Annotated in this window: 18 protein-coding genes; 13 read left to right on the top strand and 5 right to left on the bottom strand. The window is 40.8% G+C overall.

Going from position 1 to position 23,286, the window contains the following annotated elements:
- The first annotated feature begins 85 nt into the window (after positions 1-85).
- Positions 86-2,164 (top strand): formate dehydrogenase subunit alpha, encoded by a 2,079-nt coding sequence (fdhF, locus tag M3234_RS23360; RefSeq protein ID WP_262307027.1) that lies wholly within the window; start codon positions 86-88, stop codon positions 2,162-2,164.
- 1,346 nt (positions 2,165-3,510) lie between these two features.
- Here fdhF and M3234_RS23355 read toward each other — a convergent pair.
- Together M3234_RS23355 and M3234_RS23350 are read right to left on the bottom strand one after the other, a co-directional pair.
- Positions 3,511-4,818, bottom strand: coding sequence for an MFS transporter (locus M3234_RS23355; RefSeq protein ID WP_262307026.1), 1,308 nt, complete (start codon positions 4,816-4,818; stop codon positions 3,511-3,513).
- A 218-nt stretch (positions 4,819-5,036) separates the two neighbouring features.
- Positions 5,037-6,533 (bottom strand): nitrate/nitrite transporter, encoded by a 1,497-nt coding sequence (locus M3234_RS23350; RefSeq protein WP_262307025.1) that lies wholly within the window; start codon positions 6,531-6,533, stop codon positions 5,037-5,039.
- 234 nt (positions 6,534-6,767) lie between these two features.
- Between M3234_RS23350 and M3234_RS23345 the strand changes: the two genes are divergently transcribed.
- Positions 6,768-7,421 (top strand): potassium channel family protein, encoded by a 654-nt coding sequence (locus tag M3234_RS23345; protein WP_262307024.1) that lies wholly within the window; start codon positions 6,768-6,770, stop codon positions 7,419-7,421.
- A 35-nt stretch (positions 7,422-7,456) separates the two neighbouring features.
- Here the strand turns inward: M3234_RS23345 and M3234_RS23340 are convergent, their stop codons facing one another.
- The 3 genes from M3234_RS23340 to M3234_RS23330 all read right to left on the bottom strand — a co-directional run bounded on the left by M3234_RS23340 (position 7,457) and on the right by M3234_RS23330 (position 8,111).
- The gene (locus M3234_RS23340) at positions 7,457-7,618 is read right to left on the bottom strand and encodes a hypothetical protein (protein WP_262307023.1); all 162 of its coding nucleotides are present in this window, start codon (positions 7,616-7,618) and stop codon (positions 7,457-7,459) included.
- A gap of 26 nt (positions 7,619-7,644) precedes the next feature.
- A complete protein-coding gene (locus M3234_RS23335; protein ID WP_066313559.1) occupies positions 7,645-7,824 on the bottom strand; it encodes an H-type small acid-soluble spore protein in 180 nt (59 codons plus the stop codon).
- A gap of 107 nt (positions 7,825-7,931) precedes the next feature.
- Positions 7,932-8,111: a hypothetical protein gene (locus M3234_RS23330; protein WP_262307022.1), complete on the bottom strand. Its 180-nt coding sequence runs from the start codon at positions 8,109-8,111 to the stop codon at positions 7,932-7,934.
- Positions 8,112-8,580: 469 nt separating this feature from the next.
- Here M3234_RS23330 and ltaS point away from each other — a divergent pair, with 469 nt between their 5' ends.
- The 11 genes from ltaS (at position 8,581) to M3234_RS23280 (ending at position 23,135) form a co-directional block, all read left to right on the top strand.
- Positions 8,581-10,539 carry a lipoteichoic acid synthase gene (ltaS, locus tag M3234_RS23325; protein ID WP_262307021.1) on the top strand — a complete coding sequence of 653 codons (1,959 nt, stop codon included), beginning with the start codon at positions 8,581-8,583 and terminating at the stop codon, positions 10,537-10,539.
- A gap of 178 nt (positions 10,540-10,717) precedes the next feature.
- Complete coding sequence (locus M3234_RS23320) at positions 10,718-14,137, top strand: hypothetical protein (protein WP_262307020.1); 3,420 nt, start codon at positions 10,718-10,720, stop codon at positions 14,135-14,137.
- A 214-nt stretch (positions 14,138-14,351) separates the two neighbouring features.
- Positions 14,352-14,480 carry a hypothetical protein gene (locus tag M3234_RS29385; protein WP_285858635.1) on the top strand — a complete coding sequence of 43 codons (129 nt, stop codon included), beginning with the start codon at positions 14,352-14,354 and terminating at the stop codon, positions 14,478-14,480.
- A gap of 242 nt (positions 14,481-14,722) precedes the next feature.
- Positions 14,723-15,721, top strand: a complete 999-nt coding sequence (locus tag M3234_RS23315) for an ABC transporter substrate-binding protein (protein WP_262307019.1) — start codon at positions 14,723-14,725, stop codon at positions 15,719-15,721.
- Between the two features lie 124 nt (positions 15,722-15,845).
- Positions 15,846-16,877, top strand: coding sequence for an ABC transporter permease (locus tag M3234_RS23310; RefSeq protein ID WP_262307018.1), 1,032 nt, complete (start codon positions 15,846-15,848; stop codon positions 16,875-16,877).
- Positions 16,852-17,646: an ABC transporter ATP-binding protein gene (locus M3234_RS23305; RefSeq protein ID WP_262307017.1), complete on the top strand. Its 795-nt coding sequence runs from the start codon at positions 16,852-16,854 to the stop codon at positions 17,644-17,646. The genes M3234_RS23310 and M3234_RS23305 overlap by 26 nt, the downstream gene beginning before the upstream one ends.
- A gap of 225 nt (positions 17,647-17,871) precedes the next feature.
- Positions 17,872-18,987 carry a 4-hydroxyphenylpyruvate dioxygenase gene (gene hppD / locus M3234_RS23300; protein WP_262307016.1) on the top strand — a complete coding sequence of 372 codons (1,116 nt, stop codon included), beginning with the start codon at positions 17,872-17,874 and terminating at the stop codon, positions 18,985-18,987.
- A 76-nt stretch (positions 18,988-19,063) separates the two neighbouring features.
- Positions 19,064-19,687 carry a flavin reductase family protein gene (locus M3234_RS23295; RefSeq protein ID WP_262307015.1) on the top strand — a complete coding sequence of 208 codons (624 nt, stop codon included), beginning with the start codon at positions 19,064-19,066 and terminating at the stop codon, positions 19,685-19,687.
- A 39-nt stretch (positions 19,688-19,726) separates the two neighbouring features.
- Positions 19,727-20,878, top strand: a complete 1,152-nt coding sequence (locus M3234_RS23290; RefSeq protein WP_262307014.1) for a homogentisate 1,2-dioxygenase — start codon at positions 19,727-19,729, stop codon at positions 20,876-20,878.
- Positions 20,879-21,000: 122 nt separating this feature from the next.
- Positions 21,001-21,615 carry an NUDIX hydrolase gene (locus M3234_RS23285; RefSeq protein WP_262307104.1) on the top strand — a complete coding sequence of 205 codons (615 nt, stop codon included), beginning with the start codon at positions 21,001-21,003 and terminating at the stop codon, positions 21,613-21,615.
- A 155-nt stretch (positions 21,616-21,770) separates the two neighbouring features.
- The gene (locus M3234_RS23280) at positions 21,771-23,135 is read left to right on the top strand and encodes an aspartate kinase (RefSeq protein ID WP_262307013.1); all 1,365 of its coding nucleotides are present in this window, start codon (positions 21,771-21,773) and stop codon (positions 23,133-23,135) included.
- Positions 23,136-23,286 lie beyond the last annotated feature (151 nt).

Below are 23,286 nucleotides of genomic sequence, written 5' to 3'. Positions count from 1 at the left end.
TACTTTTTAAAAAATAGACAAAAATTTTTACAAAAAATGAAACAATTGGCTAGTTAAATAGATTAATATGATTATATAAGTATTAATGTTTTTATTGGGAGGGAATAGAGTGAGCGAAGCTGGTTTAGTTAAAACGATTTGTGGATACTGCGGAACTGGCTGCGGATTAATTCTCGAGGTAGAAAATAATAGAATAAAGAAAATCCGCGGCGACAAGGATGCTCCTGTAAACAAGGGACAAACATGTGTAAAAGGGGCGTTTGCTTATGAATATGTCCATGCGAACAATCGCTTGACCACACCATTAATCCGCAAGGCCGGACAATTGGTCGAGTCTACTTGGGATGAGGCTTACCAATTTATCGCGGGAAAACTGTCCGAAATTAAAACAACGTGGGGACCTGAAGCAATTAGTATGTTTGCTTGTGCGCGAAGCACAAATGAATCAAACTATGTTACACAAAAATTTATGAGAACGGTTATTGGCAGCAACAATATTGACGGCTGTAACCGAACCTGACACGCTCCGAGTGTTGCCGGTCTGGCAACTGTTTTTGGAAGCGGTTTCCCGACAAATACACTGGAAGATTTCGATAAAGCAGAGGTACTATTGTTAATGGGCTCAAACACAACGGAAGCCCACCCGATTATTGCAAATCGCATGAAGAAAGCCATAAAATCCGGACTTAAAATTATTGTGGTTGACCCGAGAAAAATAGATATGGTCAAAGTTGCCCATCGTCATTTGCAAATAAATGTCGGGACTGACATAGCCTTAATTAATGCACTCATTCGTGTCATCCTAAAGGAACGCCTTTATGACCAAAGCTTTATTGAGCGGGTTACTTTGGATTATGAAAAGCTTGCCAAGCAAGTCGAGCCATACACTCCTGAATATGCTGCCGCAATAACTGGGGTGGCAGCAGAGGATATTGTGGCAACTGCACGCGAATATGCAAGTTCAGCCGGTTCCATGATTGCTTATACATTAGGGATTACCGAGCACCATTGCGGGGTAAATAATGTATTTGACATTGCTAATCTTGCTTTATTGACTGGCAATATAGGTAGACCAGGTACTGGAATTATGCCGCTTAGAGGGCAAAATAATGTCCAGGGTGCCGGGGATATGGGCTGTCTGCCTAATCAATTGCCAGGAGCAATGAGCCTGGCAAACGACGAATTCCGAACCCGCTATGAACAGGAATGGAAGGTTACATTAAATCCAAAAGTAGGTGACACGCAAACACGAACATTCGACAGGCTGGAAATGGGAGAATTGAAGGCACTGTATATCATTGGTGAAAACCCGCTTCTTGCAGACGTTCATATGAATCATACAAAAAAGCTATTTGAAAAGTTGGACTTATTAATTGTCCAAGATATTTTTATGACGGAAACGGCTAAATATGCCGATGTTGTTTTACCAGCGCGTTCGTGGGGCGAGGTAGATGGAACATACACGAACACAGACAGGAGAATTCAACGGGTCCGCAAAGCGGTCGAAGCCCATCCAAGCACAAAAGAGGATTGGGAAATTCTTTGTGAACTGGCCACCATTATGGGCTATCCAATGCATTATCACAACAGTGAAGAAATTTGGAATGAGGTTCGAAAAATGGCGTGGGAAATGTATGGCGGTATTTCCTATAATCGACTCGACAAAGAATACAGTGTCCACTATCCATGCCCTGACGAAAACCATCCGGGAACATTTATTATGCACGAACGCTTCCACCAGGAGCCTGAAACCAAAAAAGCGCCGTTTGTACCGGTAGATTATACTGCGCCGATGGAGCTGCCGGATGAAGAATATCCATTTACTTTGACTACAGGCCGCCGTTACGAGTCTTATAACACCCACACCCAAACGCGGCATTATGCAGCAGGTGTGAAAATCAAGCAAACCGAAGAAACGGTGGATATTCATCCGAATGATGCAGAGGCGCTGGGTATAACAGATGGGGAAGTCGTTAAGGTCCGATCCCGAAGAGGTGAACTGGAGGTAAAAGCCAAGGTTACCGAACAGGTTGTTCCTGGTTTGGTATTCATGAGCTTCCATTGGTATGAGACCCCGACCAATGTGTTAACCTTAAACGAATATGACCCGATATCGGGTACCGCGGAGTATAAGGCATGTGCGGTGGCGATTTCGAAAATTTAAGCTGCTAAAATGTGAAAGAAGTATGGGAAAACGGAACTTCTCAAATTGTCGAGAAAGGGTATCTTTCTCGACAATTTTTTATTCTATCGAAATTTCAATTGCGTTTTTTATTAAGAAATCCTGCTATTGGGCCTGTTGATTTCCACTCCAGGTGCTTCGCTTTCCGCGGGCGGTTCGGGGAGCCTCCTCGGTGCGTTCCGCGCCTGCGGGGTCTCCCCTGTCCCGTACTCCCGCAGGAGTCTTCGCACCTTCCGCTCCAATCAACAGGGTGGAATTAACTAAAGGATTGCAACACACATAGAATTTCCCTTAAACATTTCATAAAATGCCATTTCATGACGCGTTTGACTTGATTTTCTCCTCACTCGTTTCATAGGAACGGTCTTATAACGCGTTTGGCTTGATTAATTCGCTAAACACGTCATAAAAGGCGACCTTATAACGTGTTTGACTGGATTTTCTCCTTATACCTGTCATAAGAGGCAATCTCATAACGCGTTTGGCTTGATTAATTCGCTAAACACGTCATAAAAGGCGACCTTATAACGCGTTTGACTGGATTTTCACCTTATACCTGTCATAAGAGGCAATCTCATAACGCGTTTGGCTTGATTAATTCGCTAAACACGTCATAAAAGGCAATCTTATAACGCGTTTGACTGGATTTTCTCCTTATACCTGTCATAAGAGGCAATCTCATAACACGTTTGGCTTGATTAATTCGCTAAACACGTCATAAAAGGCGACCTTATAACACGTTTGACTGGATTTTCACCTTATACCTGTCATAAGAGGCAATCTCATAACACGTTTGGCTTGATTAATTCCCTAAACACGTCATAAAAGGCGACCTTATAACGTGTTTGATTGGATTTTGTCCTTATACCTGTCATAAGAGGCAATCTCATAACGCGTTTGGCTTGATTAATTCGCTAAACACGTCATAAAAGGCGGTCTTATAACGCATTTGATTGTATTTTTCCCTCAGACGCGTCATGTGAGAAGGACGCTTAACGCGGAGATCGGGATTTTCCCCTCAAACATGTCATGAGATCTGATTTTATAGTTTTTTCTTTGGTTGCATGGAGTATTCTTATATTATAAAGGATCTGTTGAGATGCGCGGAAGGCACGAAGACTCCTGCACCCCCGTGGAAAGCGAAGTCCCTGGAGCGCATATCAACAGACATGTCGAATAATCAATTTTTAACTAATATTAAACTAAATTAACGCGATTATTTGTAAAGTTATTAAATAAAATTAAGGCTGTCGAGAAACTCTCGACAGCCTGAGAAGTACGGGTAAACCGTACTTCTTTACTATGTCCTAAATAAGTCAACAATTGGTTTAACTTGCTTGTTTGAAGTTGTATTGCACTTCTTCCGTTGTTGTCTCCCTTTGGTAAAAAAACCAGTTTAATGCAATCGAGATGACATAGAATGCGATAAAGAAATAGAATGCTGTCGCATAGGAACCAGTGCTTCCGACGGACCATGCAAATAATTTTGGTATTAAGAAAGAACCGTAAGCTGCAAAGGCTGCAGTAAAACCGATGACAGGTCCTGCTTCCTTTACCGAAAAGATAAATGGAATCATTTGGAATGTAGAAGCAGAACCGATTCCTGCTGCAACAAACAAGATTAAAAAGGAAGTTAGGAACCCTGGAAATTGTTTCGTGCTTAAGAAGTAAATGACTCCTAAAACACCTATTGACATAACGATCAAGACAAATGCTGTTACTCTTTCGCCACCGATTTTATCGGAAATCCAGCCTCCTGCCATCCTTGCAGAAGCAGCAACTAACGCTCCAAGGAAGGCGAGTGATACGTATTCAGGAAATTGGGATTTCAATAACAACGGGAACGCTGCAGAATATCCAATAAAGGAACCGAAAGTCGCCACATAAAGGATTGTCATGATCCAAGTGTGTTTTCGTTTAACAATGACAAATTGTTCTTTCACTGATTGTTTTGCGGCAGGTACATTATCCATTTTAAACCAAGCAAGCACTGTCATAATAATAATGGGAATGACCCAGATAAACGCAGCGTTTTGTATCCAGACCGCTTGACCGTTAGCTGATACTTGTTTGTCGCCAAATAAAGCAAAAGTTCCGGAGGCAATGATTAATGGTGTTACGAATTGTACAACAGAAACTCCCATATTACCTAGACCGCCATTAATGCCAAGCGCAGTTCCTTTTTCTTTTTTCGGAAATAAATAACTGATATTGTTATTAGAGGATGAGAAATTTCCTCCCCCTAAACCACAAAGTGCCGCTAATAACATCATAACAGAATATGGTGTGTCAGGATTTTGAACTGCTATACCAACGCCAATTGCTGGAATGACCAATACAGCAGTCGAGATTACAGTCCAGTTTCGTCCGCCTACTGCTCCTACAGCGAAAGTGTAAAAAAAGCGAAGCGTTGCTCCTACTAGACCCGGTAATGCTGCTAGTGTCAATAATTGAGCCTGTGAAAAGTTGAAACCAACATCGTTTAGTCGAACGGCAACCACTGACCAAATTTGCCAAACAATAAACGCTAGCATTAAAGATGGTACTGAGATCCATAAGTTTCTTCGTGCATGTTTTTTTCCTTCTGTGTTCCAGAACTTTTCATCCTCTGGATTCCAATAAGTTATTCGTGGCATTTTATTTCCCCCTAGGTTCAATGAAATTTTTAATTCGTGTGTTAGTTTTGCTGTTTGCATTATTACTATAAAACAGATGGTAACATGATTTTTGTGACGTATGTCACAAAAAAAGTGAAGGAAATGTGAACTCAGAATGTTTGACAAAAAGTTGTAATAATTAGCCCGATTCCAATAAAAAAAGACCCTCCAAACATGGAGGATCTCTTGTTTCAACTTTATTTTGAATGGCCCGTTTCTTCTTTGAACATTCCTACATAATGCTTTGTTTCCCCGAAATCATCCTTGATTGCAGTAATCGTTAACCACTCTCTATAAAGCTCTTGATTTTTTCGTTTGTTCCAGATATATCCTTCCCAAATGTCATTTGTGAGTAAACTTTCCCACATGTCTTTATAAAAGACGATATCATGTTCACCTGACTGAAGGACGCTTGGTGTTTTTCCGACCACTTCTTCCTGGGTATAGCCCGTTATTTTTGTGAAAGCCGGATTCACGCGTTGAATCAGCCCATTTGTATCGGTAACACAAATGCCATCAATGGTATGATTGACAATTTTATCGGACAAATCCAATTTTTCGTGATAGTACAACCAAACGACGATGACGAAACTCGCCAAGGAAAATTCCGACAATATCATAAATCCGATTGCATAATGATTTGTTAATGAAAATAGTATCGTAAGGATAATCGGCGGGAAAAAACCCCCGATTCCACCCATTGCCGAAACAATGCCATTGACGATTCCGCTTTGTTTTGAAAAATATAGCGGAACCAATTTGAAGATTGCCCCATTTCCTATCCCAGCAAAGAATGCAACCAATAAACAACCGAACGAATAGATTGGCAGGGAGGGAGTAAAGGACAGTAGAAATCCGGCAAAGGTAAGGCTGAAGAAAACCGCCATTAGAATCAAGAATGGGTTAACCTTATCTCCAAGCCAGCCGCCTATCGGCCTGAAAATGGTTGCCAATGCAATAAACCCGGCAGTTCGCATTCCGGCATCCACCTTAGTTAAATCATAATGATTGACCAAGAAGGATGGCAAATAGATAGTGAAGGCGACAAACGCGCCAAATATTATAAAGTAAAAGAAACTTAAGCACCATAGTTTTGGATTTTTGTAAATTTCTTTCATTTGTTGTGATAAAGGTTGAATGACCTTCTTTTCCCGGCGGTCGCCAAAGAGAAAATTGATGACAGCAAACAATATAGCGATAATTAAATAAATTTTGATAGTTGTTCTCCAGCCGTATTCATTGGCAAGTATAGGTGCAAGAAAAGAAGTAATGGCTGTACCGATATTGCCTGCTCCGTATATCCCGTTAATAAAACCATGTCTGGCTTTCGGGTAATATTTTGGCAGCGAGGTGACGCCGATTGAAAACACGGAGCCGCCAATACCAAGCAGAAACCCGCCAAGGATCAGCATCGTCATTGAGTTCGCATAACTGATCAAAGCAATTGGCACAAGTAAAATGATAAAACTAATAGCAAATAAAAATCTCGCTCCAAGTCGATTTGTCCAATAACCGATTGGGACACGAAGGACGGAGCCAAGAATTACAGGTACAGCGGTTGCCCAGGCAATTTGTGTTGAAGAGAGCTGTATATCTGCTTTAATAAATGGCATTAGCGAAGAGAGAAGCACCCAAATCATAAAGCCGGCAATGAGACTTCCTGTTTGAATAAATAGCTGTTTTGTGCCTTGCATCAAGAAAATCCCCCTTTTCGTCCGTACAACATTTGATAGGTAGATTTATATAGTAAAAAACATGAATGTAATAGAAAGGTTTTCCCCCGATGAATTATAATACATAATTCTGTCACAATCAGTGAGGAATCACACATTTCATCCTGAAAATAGAGCAATTCACATAATTTTATTGATATCCAAAAGGCAAAATAAAAATGGGTAATTTTTTATATCAAGGAGGATTAAAAAAAGATGGCTGATCAATTTGCAGTTATTGGGTTAGGTAGATTTGGATTAAGCATAGCCAGAAGTTTATTTGAATCAGGCCAAGAGGTGCTCGGAGTTGACGTTAATGAGGAAAGGGTAGAAAATGCTCATCCCTATGTAACCCATGCAATAATAGCGGATTCGACGGATGAAGAGACGTTAAAATCAATTGGAATCCGTAATTTTGATACGGTCATCGTGGCAATCGGAAATGATATTCAGGCTAGCATACTAAGTGTTTTGATGATAAAGGAGCTTGGTGTAAAAAAAGTGATTGCAAAGGCGTTAAATAAGCTTCATGGCCAAGTGTTAACCAAAGTCGGGGCAGATTGGGTCGTTTTTCCTGAGCGGGACATGGGAATCAGAGTAGCCCACCAGCTTTTATCCCCAAACGTACTAAATTTTATTGAGTTATCAAAGGATTATAGTGTTGAAGAGATAAAAATCCCGGAGCAAATGACCGATAAAACATTAAGGGAGCTTGATTTGCGGGCCAAATTTAATCTAAGTGTCATTGCCATTCGTCATGAGAACGACATAAACATCTCACCGTCTCCCGATAAGATCATTGACCAGGGAGACGTGCTTGTAGTAATTGGAGAAAATCGTGACCTGGAGAGATTTGCAAATCTTCAGTAGCGATAAAAGAACGAAGGCAGGAATCCATTCCTGCCTTAGATCATGTCTTCATTTTCCTTTTCAATTTCGCTCGGCTGCGGCCTCTCTTTTGATACGACGCTTCCCAGAACTTCCCGTTCAAAAGGACCGACATCTTTTCCTGCACCAGGTGCAATATTCGCCATTGGCAGCTGCTCTAATTCTTTCCCTCTAGGCATATGTCTTCCACCCTTAACCTTTCATGTTAATCTTCGATAAGTTCACTGATTTCTACGATCGTCCGCTCTTCAAGTGGTCCTCTTAGATGGACGGTCGCCGTCCTTCCATCCTCATTCAACTGGTCAATCCAGACAGACGTACCGTTATACTTAACATTAATGTCGGCTGATGATGACAAAATTTGTTTAACACGATTGGCATTCATATGTTGTCACTCCTTGAAAAATAATCATTTTATTCTTTGTAAGGCTAGGTTTTTTCATACATCACGATTTAAATGTAACAACTTCCTACTATTTTATAAATCCATATCTATGGCCACTCGATATCATTGCCTTCGATGGTACCAGGCTGTGAAACATCTTCAAGGCTTTGTAAATAATTTTCTAGTTCGATCTGCAATTCCTTTGGTGCCCCTGGACGCAAATGCCAATTGCCAGGCTCATCAACAAAGTATGGACTCTTAGTAAAATCAGGTCTGATTCTTGGCAAAATATCTCCTCTTTTCTTTGTTCAGTATCTTCATTCCTATTGTTTGCAAATTGTGTTGTTTAAATGAGCCCTATTTAAATGAGTCTTATTTCGGATTGCGGAAGTTGACTTTCATGTATATGATAACTAGAAGCGATGCAGAAGTTTTAGACCTGCATTTTCTAAAACAGGCAGAAAATAAAAAAATATTTAAAATCAAAATTGTTGAAACTAATTGGGATCGTATTCGTCTTATATAATTAAGAAACGGACAGTCATGTCCCACCGTGTACAGGCATAAAAATAAAAGGGATAATTTAGGGGAAACAGATTTGCGATATTTGTCATTAATGGAGGGAAAATGGCGGTATCTTTTGTGCAAAACAGCGATAAATAGGCGCCATCCTGGTTTTTCTTTTATAGGAAAATATGGTATAGTAAGTGGGGTTCGTTTACCGAAGTTGATTTGGTAAGTGAGAGGAGAAATAAAATGAATAAATTGCAACTTTTCAAAAAAATGGATAAAAGTCATATAACATTTTTTGCTATTGCCGTCGTATTATTTTGGCTTAAGACTTACGCGGCATACCAAATTGAATTTAACCTGGGAATTGATAATACTCTTCAAAAATTTTTACTATTAATAAACCCATTAAGTTCAGCGCTGTTCTTTTTTGGGCTTGCCTTGTTGTTTAAAAAGCGGTTTAAGCTTGTTTTGATCGTGACTAACTTTTTTCTATCGTTTTTGTTATACGCAAACATTGCCTATTATCGCTTTTTTAATGATTTTATTACCGTACCTGTTTTAATGCAAACCAAGACAAATGCTGGACAACTTGGGGATAGTGCCTTATCACTAATGTCTCCATTAGATATCTTTTACTTTACAGATTTCTTTGTCCTGATTGCTCTTGCGTTAACTGCTTTCAAACAGATAACCGTAACCAGTAAAAATACCTTTAAAATTGTGATTCTGTTTGCGATAACGACATTTCTTTTTAATTTAGGTTTGGCAGAAAAGGACCGACCACAGCTGTTAACACGTTCCTTTGACCGAAATTATCTGGTGAAATATCTCGGTGCGTATAACTTTACCATTTATGACGCAATTCAGAATATTAGATCTTCGAGCCAACGGGCGCTAGCGGACTCAAGTGACGTAACCGATGTGGAAAACTATCGGAAAGCTAACTATGCCGAACCAAATCCAGATTATTTTGGCAAGGCAAAAGGGATGAACGTCATTTATATTTCTATGGAATCGTTACAAACGTTCATGATTGATTACAAAATGCCGGATGGCCAGGAAGTAACACCATTTTTAAATTCATTAACCCGTGATAAAAATACATTCTATTTTAAAAACTTTTTTCATCAAACTGGCCAAGGTAAAACCTCAGATGCAGAGTTTTTAATGGAAAATTCGTTATATCCAATGGCCCAAGGAGCTGTATTTGTAAATAAGGCACAAAACACGTATCAGGCGATGCCCGCTATTTTAAAGGGACAGGGATATAGTTCAGCTGTCTTTCACGGGAACTATAAAACATTCTGGAACCGGAACGTGATTTATAAAGCATTTGGCTACGACCAATTTTTTGATGCCGAATATTATAGCATGACTGATGAGAATACGAAGAACTATGGATTGAAGGATAAGCCGTTTTTTACGGAGTCCATGCCGATGCTTAAAAGCTTGAAGCAGCCATTCTATACTAAAATGATTACACTATCTAACCATTTCCCGTTTGAGATGGATCCAGAGGATACAGACTTCCCGGCTGGTGATTTTGGCGATACGGTAGTTGACCAGTATTTCCAGTCTTCCCATTATATGGACCATGCACTTGAACAATTTTTTAATGATTTAAAGGCATCAGGACTTTATGAAAACACAGTGGTTGTTATGTATGGTGACCATTACGGAATTTCTGAAAACCACAATGATGCAATGGCACAAGTTCTCGGGGTAGAGGAAATTACTCCGGCGCTAAATGCAAAATTACAGCGAGTACCTCTATTTATTCATGTCCCTGGTGTTGATGGCGGGATTCAAGAGCAGTTTGGCGGCGAGGTGGATGTTCGACCGACTGTCCTACACCTGTTAGGGATTGATACAAAGGATTATTTGGAATTTGGATCAGATTTATTATCTAAAAATCACCGTAATTGGGCCTTATTTAGAAACGGCGATTTCGTATCGCCTGAAGTGGTTCAAGTAAAAGGTAAATGTTATGGAACTGAAACAGGTGAATTGCTGGAGAATTCTGATACATGCAAGAGCATCGAGGAAAAGGTAAATTCTGAGCTGCAAATGTCGGATGAGGTGGTCTACAAGGACCTTCTCCGCTTCTATCAACCGGATGGATATAAAGCAATCAATCCAAATGACTATGAATACCTAGGTCCCAAAATGAATAAGGGAAGTAAAGCTTCCACAAGTAATTAAATAAGAAAACGCTGTGCATTCATGCACAGCGTTTTCTTATTTAAAAAAGCACTGGGCTATACATTTGTCAAAGTAATTTTAGGAAAATATTGAAAAATCCTTAAAATAGTGTAAAATTTCACTAAAGGAAATATTTTCAACTAATAAGGAAATTTATATTTTTAAGGGGCGATTTTTTATGGAGCCTTTCAGCAGGGAAGAGAAAAGAAGAATTTTTCGAAATGAGTTATTTAGCCTGAAAGAAGAAGGGTATTTATCAGATGGTATTGTTGAAACTGTTGCGAAAGCCCATCACCAATACCATACTGATTTGTTAGCTTTGGAAAAGGCGCCAGAACCAGTCAGCATTAAGGCTCAACCAGCTAAAACCATTATTAAAACGAAGCCTGTGAAACCTCCCAAAGTGAAGAAAACGCTAAGTCCCGAGGAGATTCGCGAACGGAATATTACTTGGTCGTTAAATATTGGGGTAATCTTTTTATTAATTGGGGGTTTATTTGTCGCAACCAGTACATGGGAATCTATGACAAGCTTAATGAAAAGCGGTTCGATTGCCGTAGTGTGCCTGTTATTTTACGGAATTGCTTACATAGCACAACGAATATTAAAAATTGAAAAAACCTCATTTGCCTTTATTGTTCTGGGTAGTTTGTTTTTGCCGATTTTTATATTATCTCTTGGCTGGTTTGGATTATTAGGACCCTATTTATCCATATTCGGAGAAGGAAAATATGTACTGGGAATGTTGGGAAGTATTCTTCCTATCGGGGTCTATCTGGTTTTTGCCAAAAAGCTGTCAGCACGGCTATTTGTTTGGTTCTCCTATGTATCCCTTTCAGCAGGGGCGGCATTTATGTTAGCCAGCTTAAAATTAAAAACCGATTATTTTTATTTGGGAATGATGGCGTTTACCGCCCTATTGATTTATTGTTACCATTTTTTTAAGGGCAATGCTTCCTATCAATTGTTTACGAAGGAATTTATTCCTTTTGTTCAAGTTAATCTTGTTCTAGTATCATTATTCATGCTGTACTTTTATGATAACGAGGTAATCTATGGCTTTAACCTTATTTTGACAGCGATTGTTTATCTTTCAATGATGTATGTGAGCGGAAGGAAAGAATATCACTTTGTTTTTACCGCGATGATCGTTTATGCAGCCTACCAGTTAATCGAAAACAGCTTCTTGGATTATTTTAGTGAGGCCGTTTATGCCCTAGTTGGGTTCGGGTTTGTCTTTGTTCCGAGATTATTAGGTGATCAATTTCAATTAACCAAGGTATTCCAATATACAAGTGCCATCATTTCCGGCTTTGCATTTATTTACATCACGGTTGAAGGAATTCTGCTTCGAGCCGGTGACCCATCGATTGTATTGATGCTGGCATATTTCATTATTGGAGCAAACTTTGTCTATTTGTCACTTAACAGTGCGATGGCGTTGTTTCCGTATTTAAGTGCTGTTTTTACGGCCTCAGGGATTTTCGAAGCCGTGTCACTTATCGTAAAGCCGATTGAGGGCATTGATTTCTCGCTGATCCTGTTTATGACTGGTTTTTCTCTGTTTCTTGTTTTCGGCATGATCCTGAAGGTTAAATGGCTTGCCGTTATTAGAACAAGTTCAAAGGATATAGGGCTTGCTGCCATATTTTTGGGGCTTTTGTACGCACTTGTTTTCTACCAATGGCGGGAACTGGGTTTCATGCTCCTGCTATCGCTTTTGATTGCTTACTTATTGATAAAGAAAGAATCAAGGTTATTTTTCAAGGAAGCAGCTCTTTGGATATTGCCAGGGTCGCTCGGTTTCTCGCTGATCTTTTTTGGCGAAGAACTCAGGGCATCGAATAGCGTATACGCAACGGAATTTGGCAATGCTGCAAACTTTGCTGCAGGGGCACTGCTTGTGCTTATGTCCAGTTTCATTTGGAATAAGGTTCGTGAACGGGAATTAAGCCAAACTTCGTTATATGTTTCGGCCATTTTGTATGCAATTGCCAACGCACATGGAATAATCGGGCCGGTGAATCTGCAATGGTTCCAACCGCTGATTTTCCTAATCGGAATCGGGATGTATTATTATCTTTATAAAAAAATCGGTACGAAGTTGGCACCGTTTTTCGTCAGCAGTGAAGCGGTCTTGTTTTATTTCTCTGTCATTCAGGCCATCTTGCTGCAATGGGAATTCACTAGAACCGTACAATCGCTAATTGCATCTACTTGTGCGGTGCTCCTGTTGTTGATCGCTTACCTCTTTCGGAAACAAGATGCCAATCTATCATATGCTTTTGCATGGACAGGACACAGTCTTTATCCATTGGCGCTGTTATTTACCTTGTTTTTCTATCATTCAGAAGCAGTTTATAGCTTTTTAATTGCTATACTGGTTTACGCAGCGAGTACGATAGTAGCTAGAGGGGAATGGCAAATTAAAGTGTTCCTATACGGAAGCTTCACAACAATATTCTTTGTGGTTTCGACTGGCTTGGAGCATTTCTTTGGCCGTCAAAATGGCCAATATGAGTTTCCTGTTACAACAGGGATCATTTTGTTATTTACCATGCTTGTAAATGATGAGTTCAAGAAGCGGACAATATATTATTTGGTGCCATTTTCAATCATTGGGATCGCTATTATGTTGTATTCGTACCCGTTTGAATTGGTCCCATATCTTGTTACAATCGCCTATATTCTCCTGACTGTATTTTATCTGCGTAAAATTAACTGGGATGTATTGGGGATCATACCGCTGTTTTTACTGTTTGTGGCAACGGGCGAATATTTATTCTTGACTGAAATGGCGCCAATTTCTAAAATGCTTCTCGCCGGATGTATAGGTGTATCATTGGCGGTAATTGGTCAATTCGTTTATAAAAAATTAGTTGAAACGGGATCAAAACTTACAGCGATAAAATGTGACGGTTTTACTTTCATATCCTTCCTGTTTTTCATGCTAATGTACATTTTTGTGACTGAAGCCCTGTGGACGCAGCCGATTCCTGGATTATTGATTGCCGGCACTCTTTTTATGCAAAGAAAAAGAGTGCCCGGAAATTTCGCGGTGCTGCCAGTCATCCTGGGCGGTGTTTATTTGCTGCAACCGTACTATGCTGTGATTAACGGGCTTACGATCCATCCGCTTTGGGACAGGGAAGTCCGGGTATTGCCGTTTATCATCCTAATCATCTTTATCCGGAGAATGTTAAAAGGGCGGTATGCACAGGTTACGAAGGCAATACAGTGGGCCGTATTAATCATCGTTTCGCTTTTGTTAATTCAAGATGGGTTAGCCAGCAATACGATTTATGATGCCATTATTGTCGGATCATTATCACTGCTGTCGATGATTGCAGGTATGTCTCTCCAAGTAAAGTCATACTTTTTTACTGGTGCAGGTGTTTTGCTGCTTAATGTATTCCTCCAAACAAGACCCTATTGGGGAAATATGCCATGGTGGGCCTATCTATTAATTGCCGGGTTTATTCTGATCACCGCTGCAAGTTTAAATGAATGGAATAAACAAAAGACCTTAAAAGGCGAAACAACCTTTATAACGTTCTTGAAAGAAAAAATGGTAGATAGGGTAAAGCAATGGGAGTAAAGGTTAAGGTGACGTTGCTAGATGGGGAGGATTTAATAGTGTGTTTTTTTAAAAAAAATCAGGCTTTTTTATCTCTCAGAATGATGAGTTTCAAATATTTATTTGAAAAATTATAAAAGCTTTTTGAATTTTACTTAAAAATACCCCCTAATTAGGCATTGTCTGTTCGAAACATTTAGTAAATGACAAACTTAACTCGGGAGGTTAGATGGTAATGGGTATGATAACGATTGACATTGATAAATTACTAGAAGCTACTGCAGATCTAACATCTGAGAAGGGCAATAATAAAGTCAACCTAGTTGAAATTGATAGTTTGCTTGATAGCACGAAACATTGGTAAGACCTTCAACTTTGTTTCCTCCGATTAACTATATAAAGATCCTTCATGCCTTCTTGAAAAAGAAGGCATTTTTTTTTGTTTATTTCATATGCAAGTGTTAATCGAATATGTATGCCGCTTTAAAGCAGAAAAATATTTTTATCATTTCTATTGCTTTTGGACTAAAAAAATACTAGAATAATTTTTAATATATTTAATTTTTAGAAAAATGAGTTCAAAACCATTAAGGGGGAAATTTAACCATGAGGAGAAAATTAAAAGGCGTTTCCATTGCTTTAGCAGGAATGCTGCTTCTTGCCGGATGCGGAAGCAAGGAGTCTTCTGGCGGTACAGAAAATGGCGGCGCAGATAAGAAGTTTACAGTAGGGATCAGCCAATTTGCGCCGCATCCTTCACTGGATGCCGCTACCGAAGGCTTTAAAAAGGCACTTGAGGATAAGGGCCTAGAGGTAAAATTCGATGAACAAAATGCCCAAGCCGATATGAATAATACGCAGACCATTGCCAAGAATTTTGTCGGCGATAAGGTTGACTTAATTTTTGCTAACGCTACTCCAAGTGCGACCGCAGCTTTAAATGCGACCAAGGATATACCGATTATCTTTACCTCGGTAACCGACCCAGTTGGCGCAGGTTTGGTAGAAGCGTTTGATAAGCCAGGCAAAAATATTACCGGAACGACTGATAACCATCCTGATGCAACGAAGAAGACCATTAACTTTATTACCGAAGAAGTGAAGGCCAAGAATATTGGTGTCATTTATAACTCCGGGGAGCAAAACTCAGAGGTTCAAGTAAAAGAAGTGGAAAAGTTGGCCGAAGGAAAAGGGGCAAAACTAGTTAAAGTATCGGTTGCCAATACATCTGAAGTAAAGCAAGCTGCAGAGTCGCTTGTAGGCCGGGTTGATGCCATTTACATCCCAACAGATAATACGGTTGTTACTGCGCTTGATTCCGTCATTTCTGTAGCCAATAGCAAAAAAATTCCGTTATTTGTCGGTGAACTTGATTCAATGAAAAAAGGTGCCGTTGCGGCCAGCGGATTCAATTATTATGATATTGGGTATCAATCAGGTTTAATGGCTGTTGACATTTTAACAGGCAAGAAAAAAGCTTCAGAAATCAATGTTGAATTGCCAAGCAGCTTAAAGCTGGTAATTAATAAGGATGCAGCTGAAGCTCAGGGATTAACAGTCAAGGAAGAATGGAGCAAGCTTGGCGAATTTTACGATGGCAAATAATTAAAAAATCGCAGGAGCCATTCCTTTTTAAGGATTGGCTCCTGCCAAGAATACATAAGTATAAGTAACAATTACTTATTAGAATCAAAAGAATCTTATGTCTTTAGAAGAAAGGATGAACACTATGTTTACAGCCATATTTGGATCATTCGAGGCAGGTATCATCTATGCGATTATGGCACTGGGCGTCTATCTATCCTTTCGTATTCTTGATTTTCCAGATTTAACGGTAGATGGCAGCTTTGTAACTGGCGGAGCAATAGCCGCCATCATGATTACGAACGGGGCTAATCCATTCCTGGCAACAGTGATGGCACTCCTGGCGGGTTTTATAGCAGGATGTATGACGGGCATCCTTCATACGTTTGGGAAAATTAATAACTTGCTCTCTGGTATTCTCATGATGATTGCCCTTTATTCTATTAATCTTAGAATCATGGGACGCTCCAATATTCCGTTATTAAACACCGAAACGTCATTTACAAAAATTGGCGATTTGTTTGAAAGCAGCGGAATTGATTCATTTTTCAACAACCTTTTGGCCATGGTCGGTTTGGGTGACAGTTTGCCGGAAACATGGGGCATTTTGTTTTTCATGTTGATTGTGACCTTCTTAATTAAATTCTTGACCGATTGGTTTTTGCAGACAGAAATCGGGCTCGCCATAAGGGCAACTGGGGACAACAAGCGGATGATCCGCAGTTTTTCCGCCAATACCAACCTCTTGACAGTTATCGGACTTGGTCTTTCCAATGCCTTGGTGGCATTTTCAGGCGCATTGATTGCCCAGCAAGGCGGTTTTGCCGATGTTGGAATGGGAATCGGGATGATTATTATTGGTTTGGCCTCGGTTATTATTGGTGAAGCGTTGTTTGGAACAAAAACAATTGCCAGAACAACACTTGCGGTCATTGGCGGGGCAATCATTTACCGGATTGTCGTTTCATTGGCCCTCAGATTTGATTTCCTAGAGCCAGGAGATATGAAGTTGATTACAGCGATTATTGTAATCCTTGCATTGACAACACCGAAAATGATTGAACGATCGAAAGAGAAAAAGCGAAAAGCTCGCAGAAAAGCGGAACAACTTCATTTCCTGCAGGCTTCTGTGGAGCGGAAGGGTGAAAATCATGCTGCAGTTAAATCAGATTCATAAGATATTTAATGAAGGGTCACCAGATGAAAAGATTGCAATCGACCAGATTAATCTGACCCTTAAAGAGGGAGATTTCGTTACTGTAATTGGCAGTAATGGTGCAGGGAAATCAACATTAATGAATATTATTTCTGGAGGCCTGTTTCCCGATATCGGCGAAGTCTTTATCGACGGCAAAAATGTCACCAACATGTCCGAATATAACCGTTCGAAAATGATTGGCCGCGTCTTTCAAGATCCGATGGCGGGCACCGCTCCGAGCATGACGATTGAAGAAAACTTGGCGATGGCCTATTCACGAAATAAAACAAGATCATTGCGCAGGGGCGTAACGAAAAAGCGGCGTGATTATTTCCGGGAGGTCCTCGAATCGCTCCATTTGGGTTTAGAAAACCGGCTTAATGCAAAGGTAGGCATGTTGTCAGGAGGGGAACGCCAAGCCCTGTCACTCCTGATGGCTACCTTTACCGAGCCTTCGATTTTGCTTCTTGATGAACATACAGCCGCTCTGGACCCTTCCCGAGCGGAACTGATCACCAAACTGACAAAGGAAATCGTCGAGAAATATAAGCTGACAACCTTAATGGTCACCCATAACATGCAGCAGGCAATTGACTTGGGCAACCGCTTGATCATGATGGATAAAGGACAAATCATCCTTGAAGTGAATGAAGAACAAAAGCAGGGGCTTACAATTGAAGGACTGCTTGATGAGTTCAAACGAATCCGCGGCGTACAAATGGTAAGTGACCGTGCAGTTCTCTCATGATCAAAAATATTTTATTTTGAAAAACGCAAGCACATTTTTACCGGTATATATTTTAAATGCATTTATGGTAGAAACATGCCGATCTTGGGCATGTTTCTTTTTATTGTAAAAAAACAAGTGTTTAATGCCCAAAAGCGTTATTGCTTTACCCCCTGCTCTTGAGACAAACGGAGTTGATTACTTACAATAAATTCAGAAAATGATTAATTATTAGGGGGTTTTGGAATGAGAGAAAAAAGAGTATTGTCGGAACAACTTAAGGATGACTTTTTCCCGGTACGGGATGTTGACTATATTGAAATCTACAGCGGTAATGCCAAGCAGGCCTGCCACTATTTCTGCACAGCTTTCGGGTTTCAGCCAGTCGCCTATTCCGGCCTTGAAACGGGCAATCGTGAAACCGTTTCCTATGTATTGCAACAAAGAAATATCCGTCTTGTTCTGACTGGATCCTATACAGAGAGCAGCACTGTTGCCCAATTTGTAAAAAAACATGGCGATGGTGTCAAAGACGTGGCCCTCTTGGTCGATGATGTTGATCAGGCGTTTGAGGAAGCGGTGAAACGGGGGGCGATTGCTCACGTTGTCCCATTTTTGCTGGAGGATGATAATGGTACAGTAAAAAAAGCCGTGCTCGGTACATACGGTGATACAATCCATTCGTTAATTGAACGTAAAAGCTATCAAGGGGCTTTTTTACCAGGCTACAAACCATACACTAACGCACTTCCGGTAGAGGATGCCGGTTTAATCGGCTTTGACCATGTGGTCGGCAACGTGGAAAGCATGGAGGAGTGGGTTGAGTATTATTCCAAGGTGATGGGCTTTAAGGAATTGAAGCATTTCACCGACAAGGATATTACCACTGAATATTCTGCGCTGATGTCAAAGGTGATGCATAACGGAGGCAGAATAAAGTTTCCAATCAATGAACCGGCAGAAGGGAAGCGCAAGTCGCAAATTCAGGAATATCTCGAATTCTATAACGGACCGGGGGTTCAGCATTTAGCCATTTTAACGGAGGATATTGTTACAACGGTAGTTACATTAAAGAAAAATGGCGTCGAGTTCCTCTCAACTCCTAGTGCTTATTATGATTCGTTGGCCGAGCGGATTGGAAAAATTGATGAAGAAATCGAAAAGCTGCGCGAGTTAAATATTTTGGTAGACCGTGATGATGAGGGCTATCTCCTGCAAATCTTCACCAAGCCAATTGTGGACCGTCCTACGCTGTTTATTGAAATCATTCAGCGTAAAGGCGCGCGCGGCTTCGGTGAAGGGAACATCAAGGCTTTGTTCGAATCCATCGAACGGGAACAGGCTAAGCGGGGCAACCTTTAATAGTTAGCGGATAAAAAAGGGGGAAATGATTCTCCCTTTTTTCCAATAGACTAATAGCAAAAAGAGTGGTGATGACATGGAAATTTCTCCGGAAAAACTCGACTGGCGTCAGGCATACAAATTATTGACCGGCTCAATCTTGCCGCGTCCCATTGCATTTGTAACAACAGTCGACAGCAAGGGAATAGCCAATGCCGCTCCGTTTAGCTTCTTTACCGCAATTTGCGCTGACCCGCTGCTGATTTGTTTTTCACCAATGAGGCGAGGCAGTGACGGGGCCAAAAAAGATACGTTAAATAATATTGAGAATACCGGCCAATTTATCATCAACATTGTCAACGAAGAGATTGCAAAGCAAATGAATGATTGTGCCATTGAATTTGCTCCTGATATAGACGAACTCGAACAGGTTGGCTTAACAAAGGTCCAAGGATGCAAGGTGAGCGTACCGCGAATTAAAGAGTCGCTTGTTCATTTGGAATGCGAGCTCTACCAGGTTCTTCATTTTGGTGACCAGCCCGGAGCAGGGAGTCTGGTGATTGGGAAAGTGATTCATGTTCATATTCATGATCCATTATTTGACCGTGGAAGAATTGATACGGAGAAATTGAGGCCGATTGGCAGAATGGCGGGAAATCGCTTTACCGAACCATTGGGAAAAACCTTTGAAATGATAAGAAAACAGAAGCCGAATGATTGAAATTGTTTTTGTATTTGTAATGGAAAGAGGGTGTGACCGTTGTATTACCGCCAACTCGGAATGATCCCACATAAACGCCATACAATGTTTAAAAAGGAGGATGGGAGCCTCTTTCGTGAGCAAGTAATGGGAACACGTGGATTTTCTGGAACGCAGTCGATTCTTTATCATCACCACATGCCAACAGAGGTGGTGAAGGCGGAATTCGCCGGTAGTTATTTGCCGGAATATGAAGAACAACAAACATTAAAACACCGTCACTTTTTTACAAACAAGGTGATGAGGGAGGGAAATGCCCTAACTGCCCGGGAGTATCTATTGGGAAATCATGATTTGCTAATTGGGACGGCAAATGTGACGGAGGCAATGAATAGTTACTACCGGAATGGAGACGGTGACGAGCTCCTGTTTATTCATCATGGTTCGGGAAAACTGGAAACAATGTTTGGGACGATTAGCTATCGGCCGGGAGATTACCTGGTCATTCCGATTGGGACGATTTATCGGGTGGTTCCAACCCCTGGGATCCCGACGAAGCTGCTGTTTGTTGAAGCATTTAGCCAAATCACGACACCAAAAAGATATAGGAACGAATATGGCCAGCTCCTCGAGCACAGCCCGTTTTGTGAGCGGGATATTCGTGGACCAGAGGATTTGCTCACCTATGAGGAAAAAGGGGAGTTTGAGGTCGTAACGAGGTCCAGGGGGGCGATTCATTCCCATATTCTTGGTCACCATCCGTTTGATGTCGTAGGCTGGGATGGGTACCTGTATCCATGGGCCTTTAACATTGAGGATTTCGAACCGATTACGGGAAGAATTCATCAGCCGCCGCCTGTGCACCAGAACTTTGAAGGAAACAATTTTGTTGTTTGCTCTTTCGTCCCAAGACTCTATGATTACCATCCGGAGTCCATTCCTGCTCCGTATTATCACAGCAACGTTAACAGTGATGAGCTTCTATATTATGTAAAAGGGAATTTTATGAGCCGAAAAGGCATTCAGGAAGGCTCGATTACACTTCACCCAAGCGGAATTCCCCACGGGCCTCACCCAGGAAAAATCGAAGCGAGCATCGGCAAGAAGGAAACGTTGGAATTGGCTGTCATGATTGATACTTTCCACCCGCTTAAGGTGGTAAAGCAGGCAAATGAGCTTGAAGCGGCTGATTACATGTTTTCATGGATCTGAAAAAACTGAACAGGATGAGCCGGCAATCCAGCTTGACAGGTTGGATTGCTTTATTTTTTTTGAATCCATATCTAAAAGTGATATCCTATTATTAAACTGTTTATAGTAAAAGAGGTGAAATGATGGAACTGGAAACGATTTTGTCCAAATTAAATAATCACATTCCATCAATACTCGGCAGCAAGAAATTTTCAAAATATGCTGTGATGGTACCGCTCATTCTTAAAGAAGATGGAATTCATGTATTGTTTGAAGTTCGTTCAATGCAATTGAGAAGACAGCCGGGCGAAATTTGTTTTCCGGGCGGAAAAATTGATCGCGAAGATGACAATGCCGAATCGGCCGCTATTAGAGAGACAATGGAAGAATTGGGAATAACCAAGGATTGCATTTCTCAAGCTTTTCCACTGGATTTTATGGTTTCGCCTTTTGGGATGATGGTCTATCCTTTTGCAGGATTCATCACAGCTCCTGAAAAAATAACCCCTAATCCTGCCGAGGTTGGGGAAATCTTTACTGTGCCTTTAGATTTTTTTGTTCAACATGAACCGGAAATTTATCATATTGAATTTAAAGTTGAACCTGAGAAAAACTTTCCCTTTGACTTAATTGTCGGCGGTGAGAATTATAATTGGACGACGAGGGGAATGGAGGAATATTTTTATCAGTATGAAGGCAAGACCATTTGGGGTTTGACAGCAAGAATATTGGCCCATTTCATTGAAATCGTTCGGTAACGGCTGTTTCAATAATCGCTTAAGAGGTGCTTATAAAAGCGAAACTGTCCTTCTGGAATGAACATTTGTCCGCCGATAGAGGAAAAAACTCTTGATTAATTTCTAAATTATAATAAAATTAAGATTATATTTGCAGACAATAGGGAGATGTAAAAATGAAGGTGGTAAAGTTTGGGGGATCCTCTTTAGCATCAGGGGAACAACTTAAGAAGGTATTCCAAATTGTGATGTCAGACCCCGAGCGGAAGGTGGTTGTTGTTTCTGCCCCGGGAAAGCGGTATCCAGATGATACAAAAATGACAGATTTGCTGATACAATGCGCAAAGAAAAGATTGCGCAATGAAGACCTAAAGCAGCAGTTTGATGCCGTGATTGGACGCTATCAGCAAATTGCCGAGGAATTGTCTCTGCCAAAAGAACTGGTCAATGAGATTTATGAAGATTTATCTAAAAGACTTAATCGGGATACCAGTTTTCCTGACCGCTTCATTGACTGTCTCAAAGCGAGCGGGGAAGATAATAATGCGAAGTTAGTGGCAACATATTTCCAAAAACGGGGTATCGAAGCGTATTACATTGACCCAAAACAGGCAGGGTTATTGGTCAGTGATGAGCCGGGAAATGCACAGGCTCTCCCCGAAGCATATGAACGTCTCCATGCTCTCAGCACCCATCCGGGCATTTTAATTTTTCCGGGATTTTTCGGCTATAGCAAACAAGGCGAGGTATATACGTTTTCACGAAGCGGTTCAGATATTACTGGCTCTATCCTTGCCAATGCCCTTAAGGCCGATTTATACGAGAATTTTACTGATGTGGATGCTGTCTATTCAGTTAATCCATTTATTGTCGAACGGCCGAAAGAAATCAAGGAATTGACCTTTCGTGAAATGCGTGAGCTTTCTTATGCCGGTTTCAGTGTGTTGCATGATGAGGCACTAGTGCCGGCATTTCGGGCAGGCATTCCGGTCAATGTAAAGAATACGAATAATCCAAGCGCGCCTGGAACGAGAATAGTCGCCGAGCGGGATAATACAAATGGACCTGTCATTGGGATCGCCAGTGACAAGGGCTTTTGCAGTATCTATGTAAGCAAATACTTAATGAACAGAGAGGTTGGATTTGGCCGAAAACTTTTAGGGATATTTGAGGATTTCGGGCTTTCCTACGAGCATACTCCGTCTGGAATTGATGACGTGTCTGTCATTCTAAAGGAACATCAGTTTGATGATAAAATGGAGCAGGCAATCATGGAACGTATTAAGAAGGAGCTGCATGCCGATGAGGTCAAATTTGAACATCACCTTGCACTCATTATGGTGGTAGGCGAGGGAATGCGACATAACATAGGGACAATGGCCCGAGCCTCCAAGGCATTGGCAAAGGCTGATGTAAATATCGAAATGATCAACCAGGGCTCTTCCGAGGTCAGCATGATGTTCGGAGTCAAAGAGGTCGATGAGATAAAAGCAGTGCAGGCACTATATGAGGAATTTTTTGCCCCGGTCACCGTTTATTAAATGGAGAAAGCAGTCGATTTAGGACTGCTTTTTAGTATGTTCTTGTATGTATTCGGCATTCAGAAGATGTCGTTTATGGCAGTATATTTTTTGAATATAAAAAGGCTGAAAATATGCAAAAATGAATAAAAACCTGCATATTTTTAGCCTT

It is taken from the genome of Neobacillus niacini (assembly GCF_023715785.1).
In the GTDB taxonomy this organism is placed as follows: Bacteria; Bacillota; Bacilli; order Bacillales; family Cytobacillaceae; genus Neobacillus; species Neobacillus niacini_E.
The sequence above is the reverse complement of the archived record's forward strand: the minus strand, read 5'-3'. Positions and strand labels throughout refer to the sequence as shown.